The organism is Amycolatopsis sp. NPDC104775 (assembly GCF_055583325.1).
Genome location: NZ_JBVJOE010000007.1, coordinates 285,503 through 304,684, shown reverse-complemented (window position 1 = coordinate 304,684; position 19,182 = coordinate 285,503). Strand labels below are relative to the sequence as shown.

Here is a 19,182-nt window from a genome sequence, read left to right as displayed (position 1 = left end):
GCGGTGATCACCGGCCACCGCTGGACTGATACTCTTTTCCCATTGCGAATCCCCGGCACGGCAACGCAATTCGGCGTCCCTCATCCGGCGCCGGGGCGGCTGTGCCCGACCCGGCTGTGGGAAGGATGCCCTCGGGATGGCGGACAGGTTCGAGTTCGTTCTCGACGTCGTCGAAGCTTTGGTGATCGCGGAGGCGACCGGCGGCAACATCCGCCAGTTCCCGCTCCGGATCGGGTCCGTGCCCGCGGAACCGGACCGGTACGTGCGGGTCGCGAAGATCGTGAACGACGCGATCGAGGAACGCAGGCTCTCGGTCGGCGACGAGCTGAGCCCTTACGTGCGCACCGCCTTCCAGCTGCTCGCGAAGCCGAGGGTGTCGGTCGCGGTCAGCGGGATCGACGGGCTCGGCGCGGACATCGCGGTGGTCGCGCTCAGCGACGGCAGGCAGGCGCTCGGGATCACCCAGGACCCGAAGACCGACGAGCTGCTGTTCTCGCTCTTCGACGACGAGGAGCTCGTCGAGGTGATCGCCGGGGTGCTGCCCCGCGCCCGCCCGGCCAGCACCGGCGCGCACACGATCCGCCAGGCGGCCGAGCGCGAGGTGTCCGCGATGACCGCGCGCCGGCGCGCGGAGGCGGCCGAGGACGAGGAAGAGACCGACGCGTTCGGGATGATCGAGGTCAGCGGGCGCGTGCAGCCGCGCCGCCCGGACCCGAGGGTCTCCCGCGCCGCCCCCGGCGGGGTCGAGGTGCTCGAACGGGTGCTCGCGCAGCCCCGGCTCGGCGGCGGGCACATCGTCGCGAGCGGCTGGGGCCGGCACGGCGAACGGCTCGGCGGAGCCCCGATCGGCTGGCTCGACACCGCCGACGGCCGCTACCTGATCAAGTCGTCCGTCAGCGACGCCGGCGACCTGACCGCCGAATACCTGCCCGCCGGCCACCGCGATCTCGTGCGGGCCGTGCAGCAGGCGGTTTCCGAAGTCTACTGAGCATGTTCCCCAGGCGGCGACAGTTCACGAGGAGAACGAGGTCCCGATGACCGACGAGACACCGATGACGGTGGTGGACGCGAAGACGGCGACCGTGACGGAGCGGACCGCCTTGCTCCCCGCGCGCCAGCTGAAGACGCTGGCCGAGCGCGGATCGTTCGCGGTGGACGACAGCACCGGCGACAAGATGATCGCCGCGCTCGAAGGCGTGGTCGACGCGCTGCAGGCGCGCTGGAACGCGCTGGCGAAGGTCGGCGAGGCGCCGGCGATGTCGAAGAGCCCGGCCGGGCAGTTCGTCAGCAAGCACATGGCCGAGACCGCGCGCGACGCGAAGGGCCTGCTCACCCAGCTGCAGGCGGCGCGCGACGAGTTCCCGACCTACGTCGAGGCGATCAAGCTCGCGAAGAAGAACTACAAGGAGCGGGAGCACAGCTCGCGGGAGACCTTCGAGCGCATCCACCGCACCGCCGGCGAACAGGGCTGAGAGGGAGACCAGTGGCCGACAAGTTGCAACCGACCGCCGAGTCCGTCTCCGACCCGAGTTCGACGGACTACGACCCGCACAACAAGGACCTCTACAACCCGACGCTGGACCCGTCGTCGAAGTACTACATCGGCCCGGTGCGCCCGGACGACGTGGCCTCCGGCGACGAGCTGCGCGCGGACGCGACGGCGAAGGTCAACGCCATGTTCAACGGCTGGCTGTTCCCCAACGTCCAGGGGAAGCTGCGCGACCAGCTGATCCAGAACATGTACGAGCGGAACCTGGCCGAGTCGAAGCAGCATCTGGGCAAGGACCTGGAGATGCGCGACCCGGGCGCGGCCCCGCACACCGACTGGAAGAACGCGACGCACGAGCAGATGGTCGAGGTCATCACCTCGAACGCGGACCCGGCCGCGGTGGCCGAGTCGTCGGAGGAGTGGGTGCGCATCGGCAACGAGCTGGCGGCGCACCAGAAGAACCTCGGCGACGCGATCAACGCGAGCACCTCGAACTGGAAGGGCGAGGGCGGCGACGCGGCCCGCGTGCACCTGGCGAACGTCGGCAAATGGCTCGGCGCCACCGCGCAGGGCGCGACGCTGACCGGGCGCCAGCAGGAGGTCCACTCGCAGGCGCTCAACGAGACGCAGAAGGCGATGCAGGCCAACCCGCCGGTCAAGTTCTCGGCGCAGGACGCGAACCGGGTCCTGATGACGATCAAGGACCCGGCCGCCTACGTCGTGGCCTACTCCTCGGCCATGAAGACCTTCAACGACCAGCAGGCCGCCCGGGACCAGGCCGCGCAGATCATGACGCGGTACGACCAGACGATCGCCGGCGCGGTGGCGACGCCGCGGTTCGCCGAGCCCCCGAAGCTGCCCACGGCGCAGTATTCGGCGGCGCTGCGGGGCACCCCGGCGGGCGGCGGCGCGGGCGCGCCGGGCGGAGTGCGGGTCGGGCCGGACGGCCGCCCGATCGGCCCCGACGGCAACCCGATCGGCCCGCCCGGGACCACGGTCGGCCCGAACGGCCAGCTCATCGGCCCGGACGGGCGTCCGCTGGGCCCCGACGGCAACCCGATCGGCCCGCCGGGAACCACGGTCGGCCCGGACGGACGGCCGATCGGTCCGGACGGGCGCCCGCTGGGCCCGGACGGCAAACCGCTGGCGCACGGCGGCCCCGGAGGCGGAAGCCCGGGCGGAGGCGGACCCGGCGGCGGCCCGGGCGGCATCTCCGGCGGGCCCGGCGGGCAGCAGCCCGGCGGCAGGTTCGACCCGGCGTCACTGAAGATCCCCGAGGGCGGCCCGGGCGGCGGAAGCCCGGGCGGCGGCGGTCCCGGCGGTTCCTTCCCGCCCATCCCCGGGTCGAGCAACGACCCGGGCTCGACGAAGGCGCAGGGCTTCACCCCGCCGAACATCCCGCCGATCCCGAACACCGGCGGTCCCGGCGGCGGCAGCCCGAACTTCACCCCGCCGAACATCCCGCCGATCCCGAACACCGGCGGTCCCGGCGGCGGAAACCCGAACTTCACCCCGCCGACGTTCACCCCGCCGACGTTCAAGGACGGGGATCCGATCAAGTCGAACCCGTACAAGCCGCAGCCGTTCAAGCCCTCGATCTCCGAGGGCCCCGGCGGGATCAAGCCGTACGAGCCGAAGCCGTTCAACCCCGGCAAGATCGGCCCGGACGGCAAACCGCTGTTCCCCGGCGGCGGCACCGGCCCCAGCGGGGAGAAGCTCGGCGGCATCGGCAAGGTCGGCGGGGTCAACGGCGAGAGCATCAGCAGCAGGCTCGGCGGCGGCGCGGGCGGGCTCGGCGGCGGCAAGGGCGGCCCGGGCTCCGGCGGCGCGTTCAGCGGCGCGGGCGGCTCCGGCCCGGCCGAGGAGGGCGTCGCCGGGCGCGGCGGCCCGGGCGCGGGCGGCGGCAAGGGCGCCGCGGGCGCTCCCGGCATGGGCGCCATGGGCGGCGGCAAGGGCGGCAAGGGCCCGGAGGACAAGGAACACAAGGTCGCGAGCTTCGTCGAATCGGACGATCCGTCGTTCTTCGCGCCGGACGAGGTCGTCGCCCCGCCGGTGATCGGCGACTGGAAGAACAAGGACTGGAAGTGAGGCGGCGATGAGCGGAAACGCGCAGGGGTTCCGCGTAGAACCCGACGACCTCGTGGCGCACGCCAGCCACCTGGACGGCCTGGTGGACCGGCTGAACACGGCGGCGCAGGCGGCGAACTACGCGATGTCCGACGACGCGTACGGGCTGCTGTGCGCGTTCCTCCCGCCGATCATCAACCCGACCGGCGAGAAGGCGAAGGAAGCGATCAGCGGCGCGATCGAAGGCGTCCAGGCGACCGCGGACAACGTCCGGACCGCCGCGAAGTCCTACCAGGAGGGCGACGAGGGCCAGTCGAAGCCGTTCAAGAAGGTGGCGACCGAGGGCCCGCTCAGCACCGAGAGCAGCGCGGAGCTCAAGGACCGGTTCCGGGTCGGCGGCGTGCGGGCCCCGAGCGGGCAGAACCTGCCCTTCGACCGGGACTTCACGCCCGCGGAGGCCCGGCACGACGGGACGGAGCCGCTGCGGGCGACCGACCGGGCCGAGGCTCCGCTGCGGGGCAACCGGGACGCCGCGCCGGACGAGACGTAGCGAGGTGGCGCTCTCGGGGCGCGGCGGCGGGCGGGTACCGTCGACGGGATGACGGTGCCGGTCGCGGCGAGGACAGGACCCGCCCGCAACGGCGCGGGCGACGGGATTCGAGGAGAACGTAAAGCATGACCAGCGCGGGTGGGCTGGGCGACCTGATCAGGGACCCCGACGACGCAATCCGGCGAATGGACGAATGGGCGGCCGGGTTCGCCCGCAAGGCGGAGCGCTACGCGGCGGCCCAGCAGGAAACCGAGCAGCTGCGGCTGACCGCGACGAGCCCGGACGGGACCGTCAAGGTCACCGTCGGGGCCGACGGGGTCGTGTCGGACCTGGTGTTCAGCTCCCGCACGCGCACCATCCCGCCGGAAGAGCTGTCCCGGATGGTGCTCGAGACCATGCGCAAGGCGCAGTCGGGCATCACCGACCGCGTGGCGGAGGTCATGGGCCGAAGCCTCGGCGACGAGGACCCGGACACCCGCGCGGTCATGCTCGATTCGCTCCGCAACCGCTTCCCGGACCCCGACCCGGACCCGGACGGCCAGCCGGACGGCCCGGGCGAGGAACCGGAGCCGCCCGCCGCGACGCCGCCCCCCGCGGGCGGCGCGGCCCGTCCGCCCGCTTCGCCGCCCGCTCCGGGCGGGCCCGCCTCGCCGCCGCCGGGCCGCCGCCCGGGCGGGATCGACCCGGACGAGCAGGACAACAACCCCTGGTGACCATCAGTGCGTCCCGGCCCTCGCGGCCGGGGCGCACTGTCGTTTGTGGACGATCCGATGTGGACTCGACGGGATCCGGAGGGGCGGCCCGGCCTGATCTGGACTCCGGTTGCCGAGACCGGTCCGCGAGTCGGATCAGTGCCAGTGCTGCGCCTCGCGGCGGGTTGGCGGCGAGCGGATCAGTCCGATGTGGACTACTGCTTACAGGACCTGTTTGCGGTCGGCCAGATAGCGCAGGTAGATCAACGCCAGCACCGCCCCGTGGACCATCGCCACGCCCCACTCTCCCGGATTGGCGTAGGCCGGGCCGCACGAGGCGGCCATGGACCGGTCCAGGAGGCAGGCTTCCCCCGTCTCGGCGGAGAAAATCTGCTGACGGACGAGAAACACCCCCGCGACCAGTACTCCGAACGCCACTAGCACCTGCACCGACCGCCGCGACACCGCAAACCCCCTCCGCCAGAACACGAAGAAGATCGCCGGAACCCGCCGAGCCGTTACCCGATATGCCGGATTGTCAGAGCTGCGGCAGCGGAACGTCGGCCGCCAGGTCCTCCGGGGCGGAAAGCCGCCACGCCTCGTACACGAGTTCGGCCAGTTCGTCGGCCTCGATGCCGCTCAACTGGACCACCACCCAGCCGAACCCGCCGGACGTGAACTGTTCCTCGAACACGTCCGGGCGTTCCGCGACGAGCGCCTGCTGCTCCGCGATGGTCTGCTTGAGCCCGACCGTGTCGGTGCGCGGCCAGTGGTAGCCGAAGCGCTTGCCGCGCACGCTGAACGACGTGTAATCGCGGCCGCTGCCGCGTTCGACCTCGCGCAGCTTGCGGATGATCCGTTCGAAATCCTTGCTCGGCACCGGTCCTGACCCCCTCTATCGTGGACTCGGCCATCTTACGGCGGCGGATCCGGCGGGTTCGGCTTACGGTGGTGCGCGGAGGTGCCCGAATGCCCGAACCGGTCCGCGGCATGCCGCCCGCGATCGAGCCGATGCTGGCGTCGCCCGACGGCGGCACGCTGCGCGACGATCCGGCGTACGCCTACGAGTTCAAATGGGACGGTTACCGGGCGACCATGCGGGTCTCGCCGGACGGAAGCACGCTGCTCACCAGCCGCAACGACAACGACTTCACGGCCAGATTCCCGCAGTTGGCCGGAGCGCTCGGCGACGCGCTGGGCGGACGTCCGGCGGTGCTCGACGGCGAGATCGTCGCCCTCGACGAACACGGCCGTCCCGACTTCGGCCTCCTGCAGAACCGCACCTGGAAAGCGGTCGCCTACTTCGCCTTCGACCTGCTGAGCCTGGGCGGCGAAAGCCTGCTCGACGCGCCGTACGAGGAACGTCGCGAGATGCTCGCCGGAATCGAGCCGCCGGATCGGCAGCTGGTCGCAATCACGCCGTGGTACCGGCACCGCGACCTCGCCGAGAACGGCCTGACTCCGGCCGGTCTGCTGGACGTCGCGCGGACAACGATGCTCGAAGGCTTGATGGTGAAGGCCCGCGCGTCGCGGTATCACCCGGGACGGCGCAGTCCGGAATGGCTCAAGCACCCGCTGGTGCAGACGACCGAGGTGGTGCTCGGCGGCTGGCGCGCGGGCCAGGGCCGCCGCGAGGGCACGATCGGCGCGCTGCTGCTCGGCGCGCACGACCCGGAGTCGGGGGAGCTGCGGTACCTGGGCGACGTCGGCACCGGCTTCACCGACGCGATGCTGAAAGACCTCCAGGCGCAGCTGATTCCCTTGGCGCGCAAGACAAGCCCGTTCGCCGACCAGGTGCCGCGAGACCGGGCGCGCGGCGCGCATTGGCTGAACCCGGAGGTGATCGGCGAGGTCGTGTACCGCCGCCTCACGCCCGGCGACGGCCGGCTGCGGCATACGGCCTGGCGCGGGCTGCGTCCGGAACGGCGCCCGGAAGAGGTGAAGGTGCCGCCCGCGCGGTAACGGAACGCGCTTATCCGGCCTGGCGCAGCCCCGTGATCAGCAATGCCGCCAGCCGGCGCGCGTCGTAGCTGTCGTCGGCTTCCGCGCCGATGCACAGGTTTCCGACGCCGCGCATCAGGTGGACCGGCTCCAGTTCGGTGTGGATTTCCCCGGCTTCGGCGGCGGCGCCGAGCAGTTCGGAACACACCGGGACCAGGCGTTCGAGGAAGTACGAGTGCAGTGCCTCGAAGCCGCTCTGGTCGGACTGCATGATCCCGGCCAGCCCGTGTTTCGTGACGAGGAAGTCGACGAAGAGGTCGATCCACTCGGCGAGCGCGGCGTGCGGGGAATCGTGGTCGGCCAGCAGCTTCGGGCCCGCTTCGGCGCACGCTTCGACCTGGTGCCGGTACACCGCGATGATCAGGTCCGCGCGGGTGGGGAAGTGCCGGTAGATCGTGCCCACGCCGACGCCCGCCCTGGTCGCGATGTCGCGCACCGGCGCGTCCACCCCGGACTCGACGAACACCGCCGCCGCCGCGTCGAGCAGGGTTTTCTCGTTGCGCCGGGCGTCCGCTCGTTTCGTCCGGGCCCCCGCGTTCTCACCCACGTGCCGCTCCCTCCTCGCGCCGCCGCTAGACAAGCGGAACCGTGTTCCGTATAGTTAGCGGAGCAACGTTCCGTTTGCTCATGATGCCAGACCGGGCCGTCGGCCACCACATCCTCGCGCCCGGACGGCGAAAGAAGGTGCTTCCCATGTCTGCTGTACAGCCCGCGGCCGCGGTCGTCTCGGTGAAACCGGTGCGGCTCGACGCGCCCGGCCGCGGCGAGGACCTGCCGGTGCGCGTGTCCGTCCCGGCGACCGGGCAGGGTCTCCCGGTGATCGTGTTCTCGCACGGATTCAGCTCGTCCCTGGACGGCTACGGCCCGCTCGTGGACTACTGGGCCGCGCACGGATTCGTTGTCGTGCAACCGACTCACCTCGATTCGCAGACCCGCGCATTGCCCGCGGACGACCCGCGCACCCCGAACATCTGGCGGTTGCGGGTCGACGATCTCCGGCACGTCATCGACCAGCTCGACACCGTCGAAGCGGCTCTGCCCGGGCTGAAGGGGCGAGTCGACCACAGCCGGATCGCCGTCGCCGGGCACTCCTGGGGAGCGCAGTCGGCGAGCGTGCTGCTGGGCGCGCGCGTCGTCGAGGCGGACGGCAACCTCGGCGAGGACCTGTCCGACGCGCGGGTGTCCGCCGGGGTGCTGTTCGCCCTCACCGGCATCGGCGGCGCGGACCTGTCGCCGTTCGCCGCCGAGAATTTCCCTTTCATGAGCCCGAATTTCGATGGCTTGAAGGCTCCGGCGCTGTTCGTCGCGGGGGACCAGGACAAGTCGATGCTGTCCGTGCGCGGCCCGGACTGGTTCACCGACGCCTACCGGCTCAGCCCGGGGAACAAGAGCTTGCTGACGCTCTTCGGCGCGGAGCACTCCCTCGGCGGAATCACCGGCTACAACGCCAAGGAAACCACCGACGAACACCCTGGACGCGTTGCCCTGCAACAGCGGTTGACCACGGCGTATCTCCGCAGCGCGCTTATTCCCGGCGACGACAGCTGGTCGCGGATCGAGGAAAGTCCGCTCGGCCGCGTCGAATCGCACGAATGAAAGGACTTCCCACGATGACCACGAAACCGCGGTTCGGCATCATGACCGCGCCGATGCAGACCAGCTACGCCTCGCTGCGGCGAGTGTGGCGCGAGGCGGACGCGATCCCGGAGATCGAGCACGCCTGGCTGTTCGACCATCTCCTGCCGATCGCCGGAGAACTCGACGGGCCGATTTTCGAGGGCTGGACGCTGCTTTCGGCTCTGGCCGCGCAAACCGAGCGGCTCCGGCTCGGGCTTCTGGTGACCAGCAACCGATTCCGCCCTCCGGCAATGCTGGCGAAGATCGCCGCGACCGTCGACGTCGTCTCCGGCGGACGGCTCGACTTCGGTCTCGGCGTCGGGTCCCGGCCGAGCCATCCACTGGCGCGACGGGAATACGCTGCGCACGGCCTGCCGTATCTGGAAACCGCCGACGCAGTGGGCCGGTTCGCGGAGGCATGCACTGTGATCCGGAAATTGTGGACCGAAGACAAGCCGTTCGATTTCGCGGGCGAGCACGTGCAGCTCACCGGTGCGTTCGGCAATCCGAAACCAGTGCAGCGTCCGCATCCGCCGTTCGTCCTCGGCGGCCGGGCCCGCGCGACGCTGCGCGTGGCCGCGGAGCACGCGGACGTCTGGAACATCCCCGGCGGAGACATCGCGGACGTCGTCGAACGCAGCGCGATGCTCGACGAGTACTGCGCGGAAATCGGCCGCGACCCGGGGGAGATCACGCGCTCGATCCACCTGCCGGTGTCCTACGACCAGCCCGCTCACACGCGGACGGCGATCGGGGAGGCGCTCGACGCCGGGTTCAGCCACGTCGTGCTCGGGCTGCCCGCGCCGTATCCGGCCGGGGTCGCGCGGTGGGTGGCGGACGAGCTGATCGCCAAGGCGGGGTAGGGGTTTTCTCAGCGGGCGGCTCGCTGGAGGCGGAGCTGGCCGATCTCCGACGTTTTTCATCAGCTCGGCGTTGACACAGGCGATCAGGTGCCCGAAGGTACGCCGGGGGTCGCCTTCGGATCGCCTTCGGTGCGGAACGGGACAGTGGACGACAGGTCGGCGTCGGCGAGCCGGTCCAGCGCGCAAGCCAGTCCGCGCGCAGGCCGCTGAGCCAGGCGACGGCCGGTGCATCGGGCCCCGGCCACGCGATTCCGGGCCGCTCCCGGGTTCGCGGCCGCGCACCTGGTCGAGCTCAGCCACTCGATCGTCGGCGCCGGAACGGGATCGGGTTTGCGCCCGGCCCAGTCCGGCGTCCAGGTTCCGTCCTCAGCGCGGTGCGTCGTCAAGCACAATGCCGTGGGCTCCCCACGGAAATCGTCGGGTTCGAGCCGCTCCAGGTGAAAGCGGTGCCGGACAGGCGAAGCTCCGCCTTCCGATGGTCGACCGGAGGCGACCCGCCGTGCCAAGATGACGCGCCTGAACGAGAAGGGGGCTCGGCAGTGGTGCTTGAGCAGGAAGTGAACACGGCGGGGCGGGTCCGGCGGGTGGCGCTCGCCAGCGCGATCGGCACGACCATCGAATGGTACGACTACTTCGCCTACAGCACGGCGACCGCCTTGGTCTTCAACAAGCTCTTCTTCCCGTCGTTGTCCCCGGCGTCCGGCACGCTCGCCGCGTTCGCGACGCTCGGCGTCGGGTTCGTCGCGCGGCCGCTGGGCGGGATCGTGTGGGGACACTTCGGCGACCGCGTGGGGCGCAAGGCGCTGCTGGTCGCTTCGCTGGTGCTGATGGGGCTCGCGACCGCGGGCGTCGGCGTGCTGCCGACCTACCCCCAGGCGGGCGTGCTCGCGCCGGTGCTGCTCGTCGTTCTCCGCGTGCTGCAAGGGATTTCGGCGGGCGGCGAATGGGGCGGCGCGGCGCTGATGGCGGTCGAGCACGCTCCGGAAGGCAAACGCGGCCGGTACGGGTCCTTCTCGCAGATCGGCGTCCCGGCCGGGCTGATCCTGGCGCAGCTGGTGTTCTTCCTGGTGAACAGCTCGCTGTCGCCGGAAGAATTCCGGTCGTGGGGCTGGCGGATCCCGTTCCTGGTCAGCCTGGTGCTGGTCGCGGTCGGGCTGGTGATCCGGCTGCGGGTGGAGGAAAGCCCGGTGTTCGCGAAGCTGCGCAGCACCGGCGCGCGCAGCCGGCTGCCGATCGTCGAAGTGCTGCGCGCCCGGCCGAAGCAGGTGCTCGCGGCCGCGGTCAGCTTCATCGCGAACACCGCGCTGGGTTACATCTTCTTCGCTTACCTGCTGTCGTACGGCACCGCGGTGCTCAAACTGTCCAGCACCACGATGCTGATCGTGGTGATCGTCGGCAGCGTCGTGTGGCTGGCGAGCATCGTCGCGGCGGCGATCTGGTCGGACTCAGTCGGGCGGAAACCGGTCTACCTCGCGGGTTCCGTGCTGCTGGTCGTCTGGTCGATTCCGTTTTTCCTGCTCGTGGACACCGCGCAGCCGTGGCTGCTGATCGTCGCGGTGGTGGTGCTGAACATCGGCCTCGGCGCGACGTATGGCCCGCAGTCGGCGCTGTTCTCGGAGCTGTTCGAGTCCCGGTTCCGCTACAGCGGATCGTCGTTCGCCTACGCCGTGGGCGCGGTGCTGGGCGGCGGATTCGCCCCGCTGATCGCGACGGCGCTGCAGAGCTCGACCGGGACGTCGTTGTCCGTGTCGCTCTACATGGTCGGGGTCGGCGTGCTCAGCCTCCTCGCCGTGCTGGCGTTCCCGCGCAAGCCGCTCGTGCCGGTCACAGGAGAGTGAGCGGCACGGCGTCGGCCATCCGCTGGTACCCGGCGTCGTTCGGGTGCAGGTGGTCGCCGGAGTCGTAGGCGGGGAGCATCGCGAGCGGGTCGGCGGGATCGCGCACGGCCGCGTCGAAGTCGACGACGCCGTCGTAGATCCCGCTGGTCCGGATGAAAGCGTTCACCGCCTGGCGGGTGTTCTCCAGCGTAGCGTCGTAGACCTTCCAGCCCTTGAACGGCGTCAGCGTGCCGCCGATGACCCGGATGCCCCGCGCCTTGGCCTGCGCGACGATCTGCCGCAGCGCGGAGGTGATCATCGCCGGGTCGGTCTGATGCGGGTTCTGCTGGATGTCGTTGATGCCTTCGAGCACGATCAGCGTGCGGACGTCGCCGCTGCTCAGCACGTCGTCGGCGAGCCGGGCGAGCGCGTTGCGGCCGGAGGTCGCGCCGTCGAGCAGCAGCCGGTTGCCGCTGATCCCGGCGTTGAGCACGCCGAGCCGGCCGTGCAGCCGGTCGCTCAGCAGGTCCGGCCAGCGCCGGTTCGCGCCCGGGGTGGAGGCCGCCCCGTCGGTGATCGAATCGCCGAGCGTCACGACGGTGCCGCGCGCGGGTCCGCGTACGTCGACTTCGCTGACGTAGTGCCACACCGCGGTCTGCTCGGTAAACGACGCGCCGGATTCCTCGCCCGCGAAATCGCCGGCTCGAGTGAAGAACGAGGTCTGCCGGGCGAGCGGATGATAGGTGACCGGACCGGACGGCGTGGGCACGTAGGTGGTCACGAGCAGGTCCGCGTCGGCAGGGACGCGCAGCCACGCCGGGTCGCTCAGCACCTCGGCACCGGGCGGAACGACCACAGTGGACTGTCCGCCGAACGTCAGCGTGCGCATCGTTCCGGCGGCGGCGCGCGGGCCGTCCGCGGCGACGGCGAGCGTGACGTGGCCGAAGGTGAGCGGCGCGGTGCCGAAGGTGTTGGAAAGCCTTACCCTGGCCTGATTTCCGCCGGCGCTGGTGTGCACGACGTTGCGGATCGAGTAGTTCGGATACCCCTGCGGCGTGTTCGCCACCGCGGCCGCGGGCGAGGCCGCCCACGTGCCGACCCAGCCGTGCGCGGCCAGATCGCCCTCGGCGCTGCCGGACGCGGTGACCGCGCCCAGCGTGAGCACGGCGGCCGTGCCCAGAGTCAGGATCCGGTTCATGAAGACACTGTGCGCTCGCCGCTGCGGCGCGGCATCCGCGGTCCCGGTCATCGGGTCGACAGAAAACCGGACAGGTTTTGCCTCCGGACGGGGGATACGAGGGTGGTGGACCGGCGTCGACAGGTTCACCATAGAGTGATGACAGAATCACAGTGGGTATCGCTATCCGGAAGTCTGCGTCCCGCGCTGGCCGAGGCCGAAGTGCTCGGCCCGCTCGACGCGGACGCCACCGTCACCGCGACCGTCGTGCTGCGGCGGCGCGCCGAACTGGACGTGGCCGCGCTGAACGGTCCGCTGTCCCCGGAGGAATTCGCCGACCGCTACGGGGCCGCCGCCGATGATCTCGACCTGGTCCGCACCGTCCTCGCCGACGCCGGGCTCACCGTCACCGATGCGCACGCCGGCTCGCGCCGCGTCTCGGTCCGCGGCCCGGCGCGCGCGATGACGGCCGCGTTCAAGACCGAACTGAACCGCGTCCGCCACGGCGAGCACGGCGAATTCGCCGCGCGCAGCGGGGAACTGGAAGTGCCCGCCTCGCTCGGGGACGTCGTGGTCGCCGTGCTCGGCCTGGACGAGCGGCCGCAGGCGCGGGCGATGTTCCGGCTGCACAAGGAAGCGGCGGGGCAGGGCTATCCGCCCAACCAGGTCGGCCAGCTGTACGGGTTCCCGGCCGATACCGACGGCACCGGGCAGACCGTCGCGGTGATCGAACTCGGCGGCGGCTTCAAGCCGGAAGACCTCGCGAAGTACTTCGGCGACTTGAAGATCGCCGAACCGAAAGTGACCGCGGCCGGGGTCGACGGCGGCAAGAACGCCCCGACCGGCGACCCGAACTCGGCCGACGGGGAAGTGCTCCTGGACATCGAGGTGATCGGCGCGCTCGCGCCCGGAGCCGCGCAGATCGTGTACTTCGCGCCGAACACCGACCAGGGTTTCCTGGACGCGGTGAGCACCGCCGTGCACGCGACGCCGACGCCGGTCGCGGTCAGCATCAGCTGGGGCCAGTCCGAGGACAAGTGGACGCCGCAGGCCCGCAGCGCGATGGACCAGGCGTTCGCCGACGCGGCCGCACTCGGCGTAACGGTGTGCTGCGCGTCCGGTGACAACGGCAGCGCCGACGGGCAGACCGACGGGGCGCAGCACGTCGATTTCCCCGCGTCGAGCCCGCACGCACTCGCCTGCGGCGGCACCAAACTCGACGGCACCCCACCGTCCACAGTGAACTCCGAAACCGTCTGGAACACCTCCGGCGGCGGATCGACCGGCGGCGGCGTGAGCGACGCTTTCCCGGTGCCGGACTACCAGCAGTCCGCCGGAGTGCCGACACGGGCGGGCGACGGAAAACCCGGCCGGGGTGTCCCAGACGTGGCGGGCAACGCGGATCCGGCGACCGGGTACCAGATTCTGGTCGACGGGCAGCAGATCGTCGTCGGCGGCACGAGCGCGGTTTCGCCGTTGTGGGCGGCATTGCTGGCCAGGCTGGCACAGGCGGCCGGGCACGGCTTCGGTCTGGTGCACAGCAAGCTGTACGCCGGGGTCGGTGCGGGCAAGGCGCAGCCGGGCTTCCGCGATATTACTGAGGGCGGCAACGGTGCTTACTCGGCTGCCGCTGGGTGGGACGCGTGCACCGGGCTCGGGGTGCCTGACGGTGCGGCGTTGCAGCAGCTTTTGGTCGGTAAGAAGTCCTGAGTGGACGGTTAGGAGGCGGCGCCGGATTCCTTCCGGGCCTGCGGCAGGGCTTCGGCGCCGGGTGGTTTGATGATCCGGCTGAGTGAGGCGTTCATTGCGGTGACGTTCTGCCGTATCTCTTCGTGGGGATCGATTGGCCTTCGCGGAGAGTGTTGAGTGTGCTGGTGTGAGCGCGCAACTCGGCGCCGACTTCCGTGCCATCCCGGGTCGACGTCAGCGGCGAGGACGCGGCCCGACCCGGCTTCGGCCGAGCTTTCACTGAGGGCGGTACCTCGACATTCGAGGCGTGCTGCGCGGTCGCGTCGGTTCCTGCTCTGTCTGGCCGCGCTGTAGGGCGGCTGGAATTTGCTCCAACCGGGTCGGCAGCCTGAGGCAACGGATTCAAAACCCGTCCAGGGTGAGTTCGAATCCCTCCTCTGACACACGCATTAACTCTAGGGACGGGCGGACGGTCAGACCGGCCGGATTCTCGCCCGGCCGAGCTAATGCTCGAGAACTACCAGCGGCAGCCTGCGGAGAATCGCGCGGTTCGGGAGCAGCTGGCCAAGTTTTGACCGTAACGGATCAACCCAGCGCAAGGCGTGCGATTGCTGGCCAAGTCGCCCGCCGACGCCACCGGCTGTTGACGCGTCATCCTTCGCAACCTTTCGCCCCTCCCACCCGTAGCAGACGGCGAAACCTCAGGCAGGAGCGGACGGATGCGCGGGAAGATCGTCGCGATCGTGCTGGCCGGGGCGGCCGTGGCTGCGGCCGGGTGCGGAGCACAGCCGGAGCCGGAGGCCCAGGCGGCCGGGCTGCCGCTGGCACCGTCACCAGAACTGCCCACGCCGCGAGTGCGGCATATCCCGCCGGGGCCGCCGTGTTCGGTGGGGACCGGGGCGTGTGCGAGCTTGTCGCAGCGGCGGGCGTGGCTGGTGGAGAACGGCGCGGTGGTGCGGTCGGTCCCGATGGAGCCGGGCGGTGTGGGGCAGCCGACTCCGGTCGGGACGTTCGCGGTGGCGTGGAAGGACCGCGACCACCGCAGCAGCGAATACGGCGACCAGATGCCGGACGCCGTTTTCTTCGCCGCGGGCGGCATCGCGTTCCACGCCGGGCCGCTCGATCGGCCGTCGCACGGCTGCATCCACTTGGCGGAGGAGGACGCGGCGGTGTTCTTCGACCGGCTGCCGGTGGGCGCCGCGGTGGAGGTGCGGGGCTGACGAATTCAGCCGGGCTGGCCGATGTTGACCATCCAGGAGATGCCGAACCGGTCGGTGCAGGCACCGAATTCGTCGCCCCACATCTGCTTTTCCAAGGGAACCGTCACGGTCCCGCCGTCGGACAGCTTTTCCCAGCAGCGGCGCAACAGGTCGCTGTCGTCGCCGCTGAGGCTGACCGAGATGTTCGTGCCCGGTTTGTGCTCCATGCCGGGCGGCACGTCGGAGGCCATGAGCGTGAAGCCGTTGTCGCTTTCCAGCATCGCGTGCATGATGCTGCTCGCGTTGCCTGCCTCCGCGGGTGCGCCGGCCTCTCCGTAAGTGTTCAGGGCGAGGTTGCCGCCGAACACGTCGTGGTAGTACTCCATCGCTTCGCGCGCGTTGCCCGCGAAGCTGATGTACGGGTTGAGTTTCGAGGCCATCGGGCCCTCCTCTGGTGCTGGACGGGCCCGAATCGTCGCAGATCCGCGAAGGGGCGACAACGGGATCAAGCCCGGTCGGGCGACCCCCGTCGCGGGGACGCTCAGGGATCGCTGGTGAGCTTGTCGCGCAGCTGTTCCAGCGTCTGCGACAGCAGCCGGGAGACGTGCATCTGGGAAATCCCGACCTGCTCGGCGATCTGCGTCTGGGTGAGGCCGCCGAAGAACCGCATCACCAGGATCGCGCGTTCCCGCTTGGGCAGCTCGCGCAGCAGCGGCTGCAGGGCCTCGTGGTTCTCGATGTGCTCGATCTCCGGGTCGTCGCTGCCGAGCGTGTCGGCCAGCAGCAGCGGCTCGGCGTCGTCGTGCACCGGCTTGTCCACCGACAAGGTCTGGTACGCGTGGCCCGCGACCAGCCCTTCGTGGACCTCGGACAGTTCCAGGCCGAGGTGCTCGGCGAGTTCGGTGGGCGTCGGCGCGCGGCCGAGCGTTTGCGACAGCGTGCCCGAACCGCGGCTGAGCGCGAGGTGCAGTTCCTTGAGCCGCCGCGGCACGCGGACCGACCAGCCGGTGTCGCGGAAGTACCGGCGGATCTCGCCCATGATCGTCGGCACGGCGAAAGACAGGAAGTCCGGGCCGCGGTCAGGGGTGAACCGGTCGATGGCGTTGATCAGCCCGATCCGGGCGACCTGGACGAGGTCCTCGCGGGGTTCGCCGCGTCCGGTGAACCGGGTGGCGATGTGTTCGGCGACCGGGAGGAATTCGGTGACGAGCTGTTCGCGCAGCCGCGGCCGCCGCTCGTCGTCGGCGGGCAGGGCGGCCAGCTCTTCGAACAGCGGCACGGTGTGCGCGTATTCGTCACGGTGACGGATGACCGGCTGCTGGTTCACCCGCTCGCCTCCCGGTGCAGGTCCAGGTCGAGGGTCAGCGCATAGCCGTCGTCGGCGGGCTCCGGCACACAGCGCGCCGACACGTTCGAGGCGAGGGTGGTCAGCACGTGCCAGCCGAAACTGCGTTCGCTCGGCGGCTCCGGCGTGCGGGTGCTGGTTCTGACGGTGAAGCGGATCCCCTCGGGCGAGACGGTGAACTGGCAGGTCATCGCCGCCCCGGGGGCGGCCGTCGAGACGACCTGGGCACACGCTTCGTCGACGGCCATCTTGGCGTCGGCGATCGCGTCGAGCCCGTAATCGGCTCGCGCGGCCACAGCCTGCGCGAGCATGCGGACAAGCGGGATCTGGTAGGTCTCCGCCGGGAGCCGCAGCTCGATCACCTCGTCGAGCAAACGGTCCACGGCTGGCATGCCGCCGCTGGCGCGGCTGCCGGGTCCCTCGTCGTTCATGGGTCACGCATACCCACGACAGGACCGATCGACACGTCCGAAGGCGATTCCGAAGTGTGCGCAACGGCACATTCCCGGCAGTGCCGCTCCCCGCGACCGGTCCGCCGCCTCCGGCCGGTGAATCCCAGGCGAGGCTCGCGGCGATTTCGCGTGACAAACCGCCGGTGGTTGGGTAGTCAGCAAGGAAGGACTTTCTGGGAAGCGGGGTGACTTCCGTGGTGCAGGTGCGGGTGCAGGGACTGGCCGTGGTGGCGCAGGAGTCGGCGCCCGTCGTGCTGCTGCGCGAGGAATCCGGCTCGCGCCGGTGGCTCGCCATCACCATCGGCGCGCCGGAAGCGCAGGAACTGGCGGCCGCGCAGGAACACGTCGTCTCGGCGCGGCCCGGGACGGTCGAGCTGATCATCGAGGTGCTGGCGGCGCTGGGCCAGCGCGTCGAACGGGTCGAGATCACCCAGTTGCTGGACAGCATCTTCCATGCGGACCTCGTCCTGTCCGGCGGCGTGCGCGTCTCGGCCCGCCCGAGCGACGCGATCGCGATCGGCCTGCGCACGCACGCCCCGCTGGAAGTCGCCGAAGCGGTCCTCGACGAGGCGGCGGTCGACGTGACCGTGGCGGCGGGCGACGAAACCGCGCTGGGCTCCGCCCTCGACGCGGCCGCGGACCTGGAGGAACCGGCGGAGGCGGCCGAGGACGAGATCCGCCGTTTCCGGGATCTGCTGGACGACGTGAGCCCGGAGGATTTCCGCGACCCGGACGCCTGAGGCGCGGTCGCGGCGAGGTTGCTTTGCGAGACTTCGCGGCTGGTCTTTGGGGCTCCTGAGTGCGGACCGGGAACGAGCCCGGCCGGGCTGGGCGGCCAACGGTCGGCTAACTGGCTGGACTCCGTGAGCGGCCGCGGTCGGCTGAGCGGTTGAACTCCGTGAGCGATCGCGGTCGGCTGAGCGGTTGAACTCCATAAGCGGCCGCAGTCGGCTGCGCGGCTGAACTTCGTGAGCAGCTACCGGTTCTCGGTGTGCTCAGCGGGTGTTGACTGTCCTCAGTGGACGGTCAAGCCTTCTCCGCCGGTCGCGGCAGTGGGATCTCGGTGAGCCCCTCCGCGGCTCCGGACCGGACGCAGTCGAGGGGGAACAGCGAGAACAACCGCCGGACGGTGGGCGCGGTTCCCGGGTCGACGTAGAAGTCCTTGTCCGCACCGGCGGCCAGCAGTTTCAACCGGATCAGGACGCGCAGGCCCGCGACGCCGAGGAAGGTCGTGCGGCGCAGGTCGACGATCACGAGGCTGACGGTGCTGCGCAGCCTCGCCTCGACGACCTCGGCCAGTCGCGGCGCGGTGGCCAGGTCGATTTCCCCGGCGACCTCGACGACGGCGGTCCCCGGGGCGGGATGGCGGACGCGCAGCCGGAGCATCCCCGTGGGGTCCGGCGACGGCAGCGCGGTCAATCGGGCACTGTGCGCGGAGGTCATCACGGCACTCTCTGTCAGCCGCGCACAGGGCTGCGGCGGAATGCCGGACCGGCCAGTAGCCGGGCATCCCGGCGCGCGGGGGAGGAATCGCGGTGGCTGGAGGCTCAACCGCCCTCCACCGTAGCCCTCCCGCGCCGCACAGGGAAGCCGCCGAAGGGGGACTTGCGGCGGCCGGTCTCTCCGGAAAGGCGGTTTGCCTGGTGGCGGCGGATTTTTTTCTTGAACGATCAGGCGACTGCGGGGGAGGCGCGGCGGAAACGGTGGGGCGGAAGGACAATCCGGCCGCGGCGGGGAGTTCTTGCTGGCGGGCAGGGAGATTTTCGCGCGTGGGGTCGGAGGCGGTGGTGGTTGACTCGGCCCGTCCGAGTCTCGGCGAGGGACGGCGGCAATTGCGCGGCGGTCGAATTCGGGGGCGCGGTTTTCTGGGCACCAGGGATTCCGCGGGCAAGCGCGTGACCGGTTCGCCTCCGATCCGCAGGTTTGTGCCCGGTTCGGCTGGCCGGACGCGGCCTCTGCGCAGGTGCATCCGGATTGCTTGGTGTCCGTTGTCGCAATGGTTCCCGAGTTGCCTCGGCCTGCAGGTGCGAGGTGGCCTCGCGCAGGTGCACCCGGATTGCCTGGTGCCCGTTGTCGCAATGGTTCCCGAGCTGCCTCGGCCCGCAGGTGCGTGGTGGCCTCGCGCAGGTGCACCCGGATTGCGTGGTGTCCGTTGTCGCAAAGGTTCCCGAGCCACCTCAGCCCGCAGATCCGAGACGACCTCGCGCAGTTTGCGCCAGGGAAG

At 70.8% G+C, this 19,182-nt stretch carries 20 protein-coding genes and 1 pseudogene; 12 read left to right on the top strand and 9 right to left on the bottom strand.

Annotated elements, in window-relative coordinates:
• Positions 1-136: 136 nt before the first annotated feature.
• The 5 genes and pseudogenes from ACZ63D_RS29735 to ACZ63D_RS29715 all read left to right on the top strand — a co-directional run bounded on the left by ACZ63D_RS29735 (position 137) and on the right by ACZ63D_RS29715 (position 4,819).
• A complete protein-coding gene (locus ACZ63D_RS29735; protein WP_465357667.1) occupies positions 137-988 on the top strand; it encodes an ESX secretion-associated protein EspG in 852 nt (283 codons plus the stop codon).
• Between the two features lie 46 nt (positions 989-1,034).
• Entirely contained in the window at positions 1,035-1,472 is a 438-nt protein-coding gene (locus ACZ63D_RS29730) for a hypothetical protein (RefSeq protein WP_465357666.1), read from the top strand.
• 11 nt (positions 1,473-1,483) lie between these two features.
• Positions 1,484-3,577, top strand: coding sequence for a WXG100 family type VII secretion target (locus ACZ63D_RS29725; RefSeq protein WP_465357665.1), 2,094 nt, complete (start codon positions 1,484-1,486; stop codon positions 3,575-3,577).
• 7 nt (positions 3,578-3,584) lie between these two features.
• Positions 3,585-3,884 (top strand): annotated as a pseudogene (locus tag ACZ63D_RS29720) (type VII secretion target); the annotation flags it as partial.
• A gap of 347 nt (positions 3,885-4,231) precedes the next feature.
• A complete protein-coding gene (locus ACZ63D_RS29715; RefSeq protein ID WP_465357664.1) occupies positions 4,232-4,819 on the top strand; it encodes a YbaB/EbfC family nucleoid-associated protein in 588 nt (195 codons plus the stop codon).
• Positions 4,820-5,020: 201 nt separating this feature from the next.
• Here the strand turns inward: ACZ63D_RS29715 and ACZ63D_RS29710 are convergent, their stop codons facing one another.
• Together ACZ63D_RS29710 and ACZ63D_RS29705 are read right to left on the bottom strand one after the other, a co-directional pair.
• Positions 5,021-5,263, bottom strand: coding sequence for a hypothetical protein (locus tag ACZ63D_RS29710; protein WP_465357663.1), 243 nt, complete (start codon positions 5,261-5,263; stop codon positions 5,021-5,023).
• 73 nt (positions 5,264-5,336) lie between these two features.
• A complete protein-coding gene (locus tag ACZ63D_RS29705) occupies positions 5,337-5,678 on the bottom strand; it encodes an MmcQ/YjbR family DNA-binding protein (protein WP_465357662.1) in 342 nt (113 codons plus the stop codon).
• Between the two features lie 89 nt (positions 5,679-5,767).
• Here ACZ63D_RS29705 and ligD point away from each other — a divergent pair, with 89 nt between their 5' ends.
• Positions 5,768-6,760, top strand: coding sequence for a non-homologous end-joining DNA ligase (ligD, locus tag ACZ63D_RS29700; protein WP_465357661.1), 993 nt, complete (start codon positions 5,768-5,770; stop codon positions 6,758-6,760).
• Between the two features lie 10 nt (positions 6,761-6,770).
• Here the strand turns inward: ligD and ACZ63D_RS29695 are convergent, their stop codons facing one another.
• On the bottom strand, positions 6,771-7,346 hold the full coding sequence (locus tag ACZ63D_RS29695; protein ID WP_465357660.1) for a TetR/AcrR family transcriptional regulator: 576 nt from the start codon (positions 7,344-7,346) through the stop codon (positions 6,771-6,773).
• A gap of 146 nt (positions 7,347-7,492) precedes the next feature.
• Between ACZ63D_RS29695 and ACZ63D_RS29690 the strand changes: the two genes are divergently transcribed.
• Entirely contained in the window at positions 7,493-8,395 is a 903-nt protein-coding gene (locus tag ACZ63D_RS29690; RefSeq protein WP_465357659.1) for an alpha/beta hydrolase family protein, read from the top strand.
• A 14-nt stretch (positions 8,396-8,409) separates the two neighbouring features.
• Positions 8,410-9,279, top strand: a complete 870-nt coding sequence (locus tag ACZ63D_RS29685) for an LLM class flavin-dependent oxidoreductase (protein ID WP_465357658.1) — start codon at positions 8,410-8,412, stop codon at positions 9,277-9,279.
• Between the two features lie 83 nt (positions 9,280-9,362).
• On the opposite strand, the gene ACZ63D_RS29680 is transcribed toward ACZ63D_RS29685, so the two are convergent.
• Complete coding sequence (locus tag ACZ63D_RS29680) at positions 9,363-9,665, bottom strand: hypothetical protein (protein ID WP_465357657.1); 303 nt, start codon at positions 9,663-9,665, stop codon at positions 9,363-9,365.
• A gap of 153 nt (positions 9,666-9,818) precedes the next feature.
• Here ACZ63D_RS29680 and ACZ63D_RS29675 point away from each other — a divergent pair, with 153 nt between their 5' ends.
• Positions 9,819-11,117 carry an MFS transporter gene (locus ACZ63D_RS29675; RefSeq protein ID WP_465357656.1) on the top strand — a complete coding sequence of 433 codons (1,299 nt, stop codon included), beginning with the start codon at positions 9,819-9,821 and terminating at the stop codon, positions 11,115-11,117.
• Here ACZ63D_RS29675 and ACZ63D_RS29670 read toward each other — a convergent pair.
• A complete protein-coding gene (locus tag ACZ63D_RS29670) occupies positions 11,104-12,294 on the bottom strand; it encodes an SGNH/GDSL hydrolase family protein (RefSeq protein ID WP_465357655.1) in 1,191 nt (396 codons plus the stop codon). The two genes, ACZ63D_RS29675 and ACZ63D_RS29670, sit on opposite strands and share 14 nt — an antisense overlap.
• A gap of 138 nt (positions 12,295-12,432) precedes the next feature.
• Here ACZ63D_RS29670 and ACZ63D_RS29665 point away from each other — a divergent pair, with 138 nt between their 5' ends.
• Positions 12,433-13,983: a S53 family peptidase gene (locus tag ACZ63D_RS29665; RefSeq protein WP_465357654.1), complete on the top strand. Its 1,551-nt coding sequence runs from the start codon at positions 12,433-12,435 to the stop codon at positions 13,981-13,983.
• Between the two features lie 698 nt (positions 13,984-14,681).
• Complete coding sequence (locus ACZ63D_RS29660) at positions 14,682-15,182, top strand: L,D-transpeptidase (protein WP_465357653.1); 501 nt, start codon at positions 14,682-14,684, stop codon at positions 15,180-15,182.
• A gap of 5 nt (positions 15,183-15,187) precedes the next feature.
• On the opposite strand, the gene ACZ63D_RS29655 is transcribed toward ACZ63D_RS29660, so the two are convergent.
• The 3 genes from ACZ63D_RS29655 to ACZ63D_RS29645 form a co-directional block, all read right to left on the bottom strand.
• On the bottom strand, positions 15,188-15,601 hold the full coding sequence (locus tag ACZ63D_RS29655; protein ID WP_465357652.1) for a VOC family protein: 414 nt from the start codon (positions 15,599-15,601) through the stop codon (positions 15,188-15,190).
• Between the two features lie 101 nt (positions 15,602-15,702).
• Positions 15,703-16,488 carry a SigB/SigF/SigG family RNA polymerase sigma factor gene (locus ACZ63D_RS29650; RefSeq protein ID WP_465357651.1) on the bottom strand — a complete coding sequence of 262 codons (786 nt, stop codon included), beginning with the start codon at positions 16,486-16,488 and terminating at the stop codon, positions 15,703-15,705.
• Positions 16,485-16,937, bottom strand: a complete 453-nt coding sequence (locus ACZ63D_RS29645; protein WP_465357650.1) for an ATP-binding protein — start codon at positions 16,935-16,937, stop codon at positions 16,485-16,487. Before ACZ63D_RS29645 ends, ACZ63D_RS29650 begins: the two co-directional genes overlap by 4 nt.
• A 206-nt stretch (positions 16,938-17,143) precedes the next feature.
• Here ACZ63D_RS29645 and ACZ63D_RS29640 point away from each other — a divergent pair, with 206 nt between their 5' ends.
• A complete protein-coding gene (locus ACZ63D_RS29640; protein WP_465357649.1) occupies positions 17,144-17,698 on the top strand; it encodes a bifunctional nuclease family protein in 555 nt (184 codons plus the stop codon).
• Positions 17,699-17,984: 286 nt separating this feature from the next.
• On the opposite strand, the gene ACZ63D_RS29635 is transcribed toward ACZ63D_RS29640, so the two are convergent.
• Positions 17,985-18,401 carry an STAS domain-containing protein gene (locus ACZ63D_RS29635; RefSeq protein ID WP_465357648.1) on the bottom strand — a complete coding sequence of 139 codons (417 nt, stop codon included), beginning with the start codon at positions 18,399-18,401 and terminating at the stop codon, positions 17,985-17,987.
• Between the last annotated feature and the right edge of the window lie 781 nt (positions 18,402-19,182).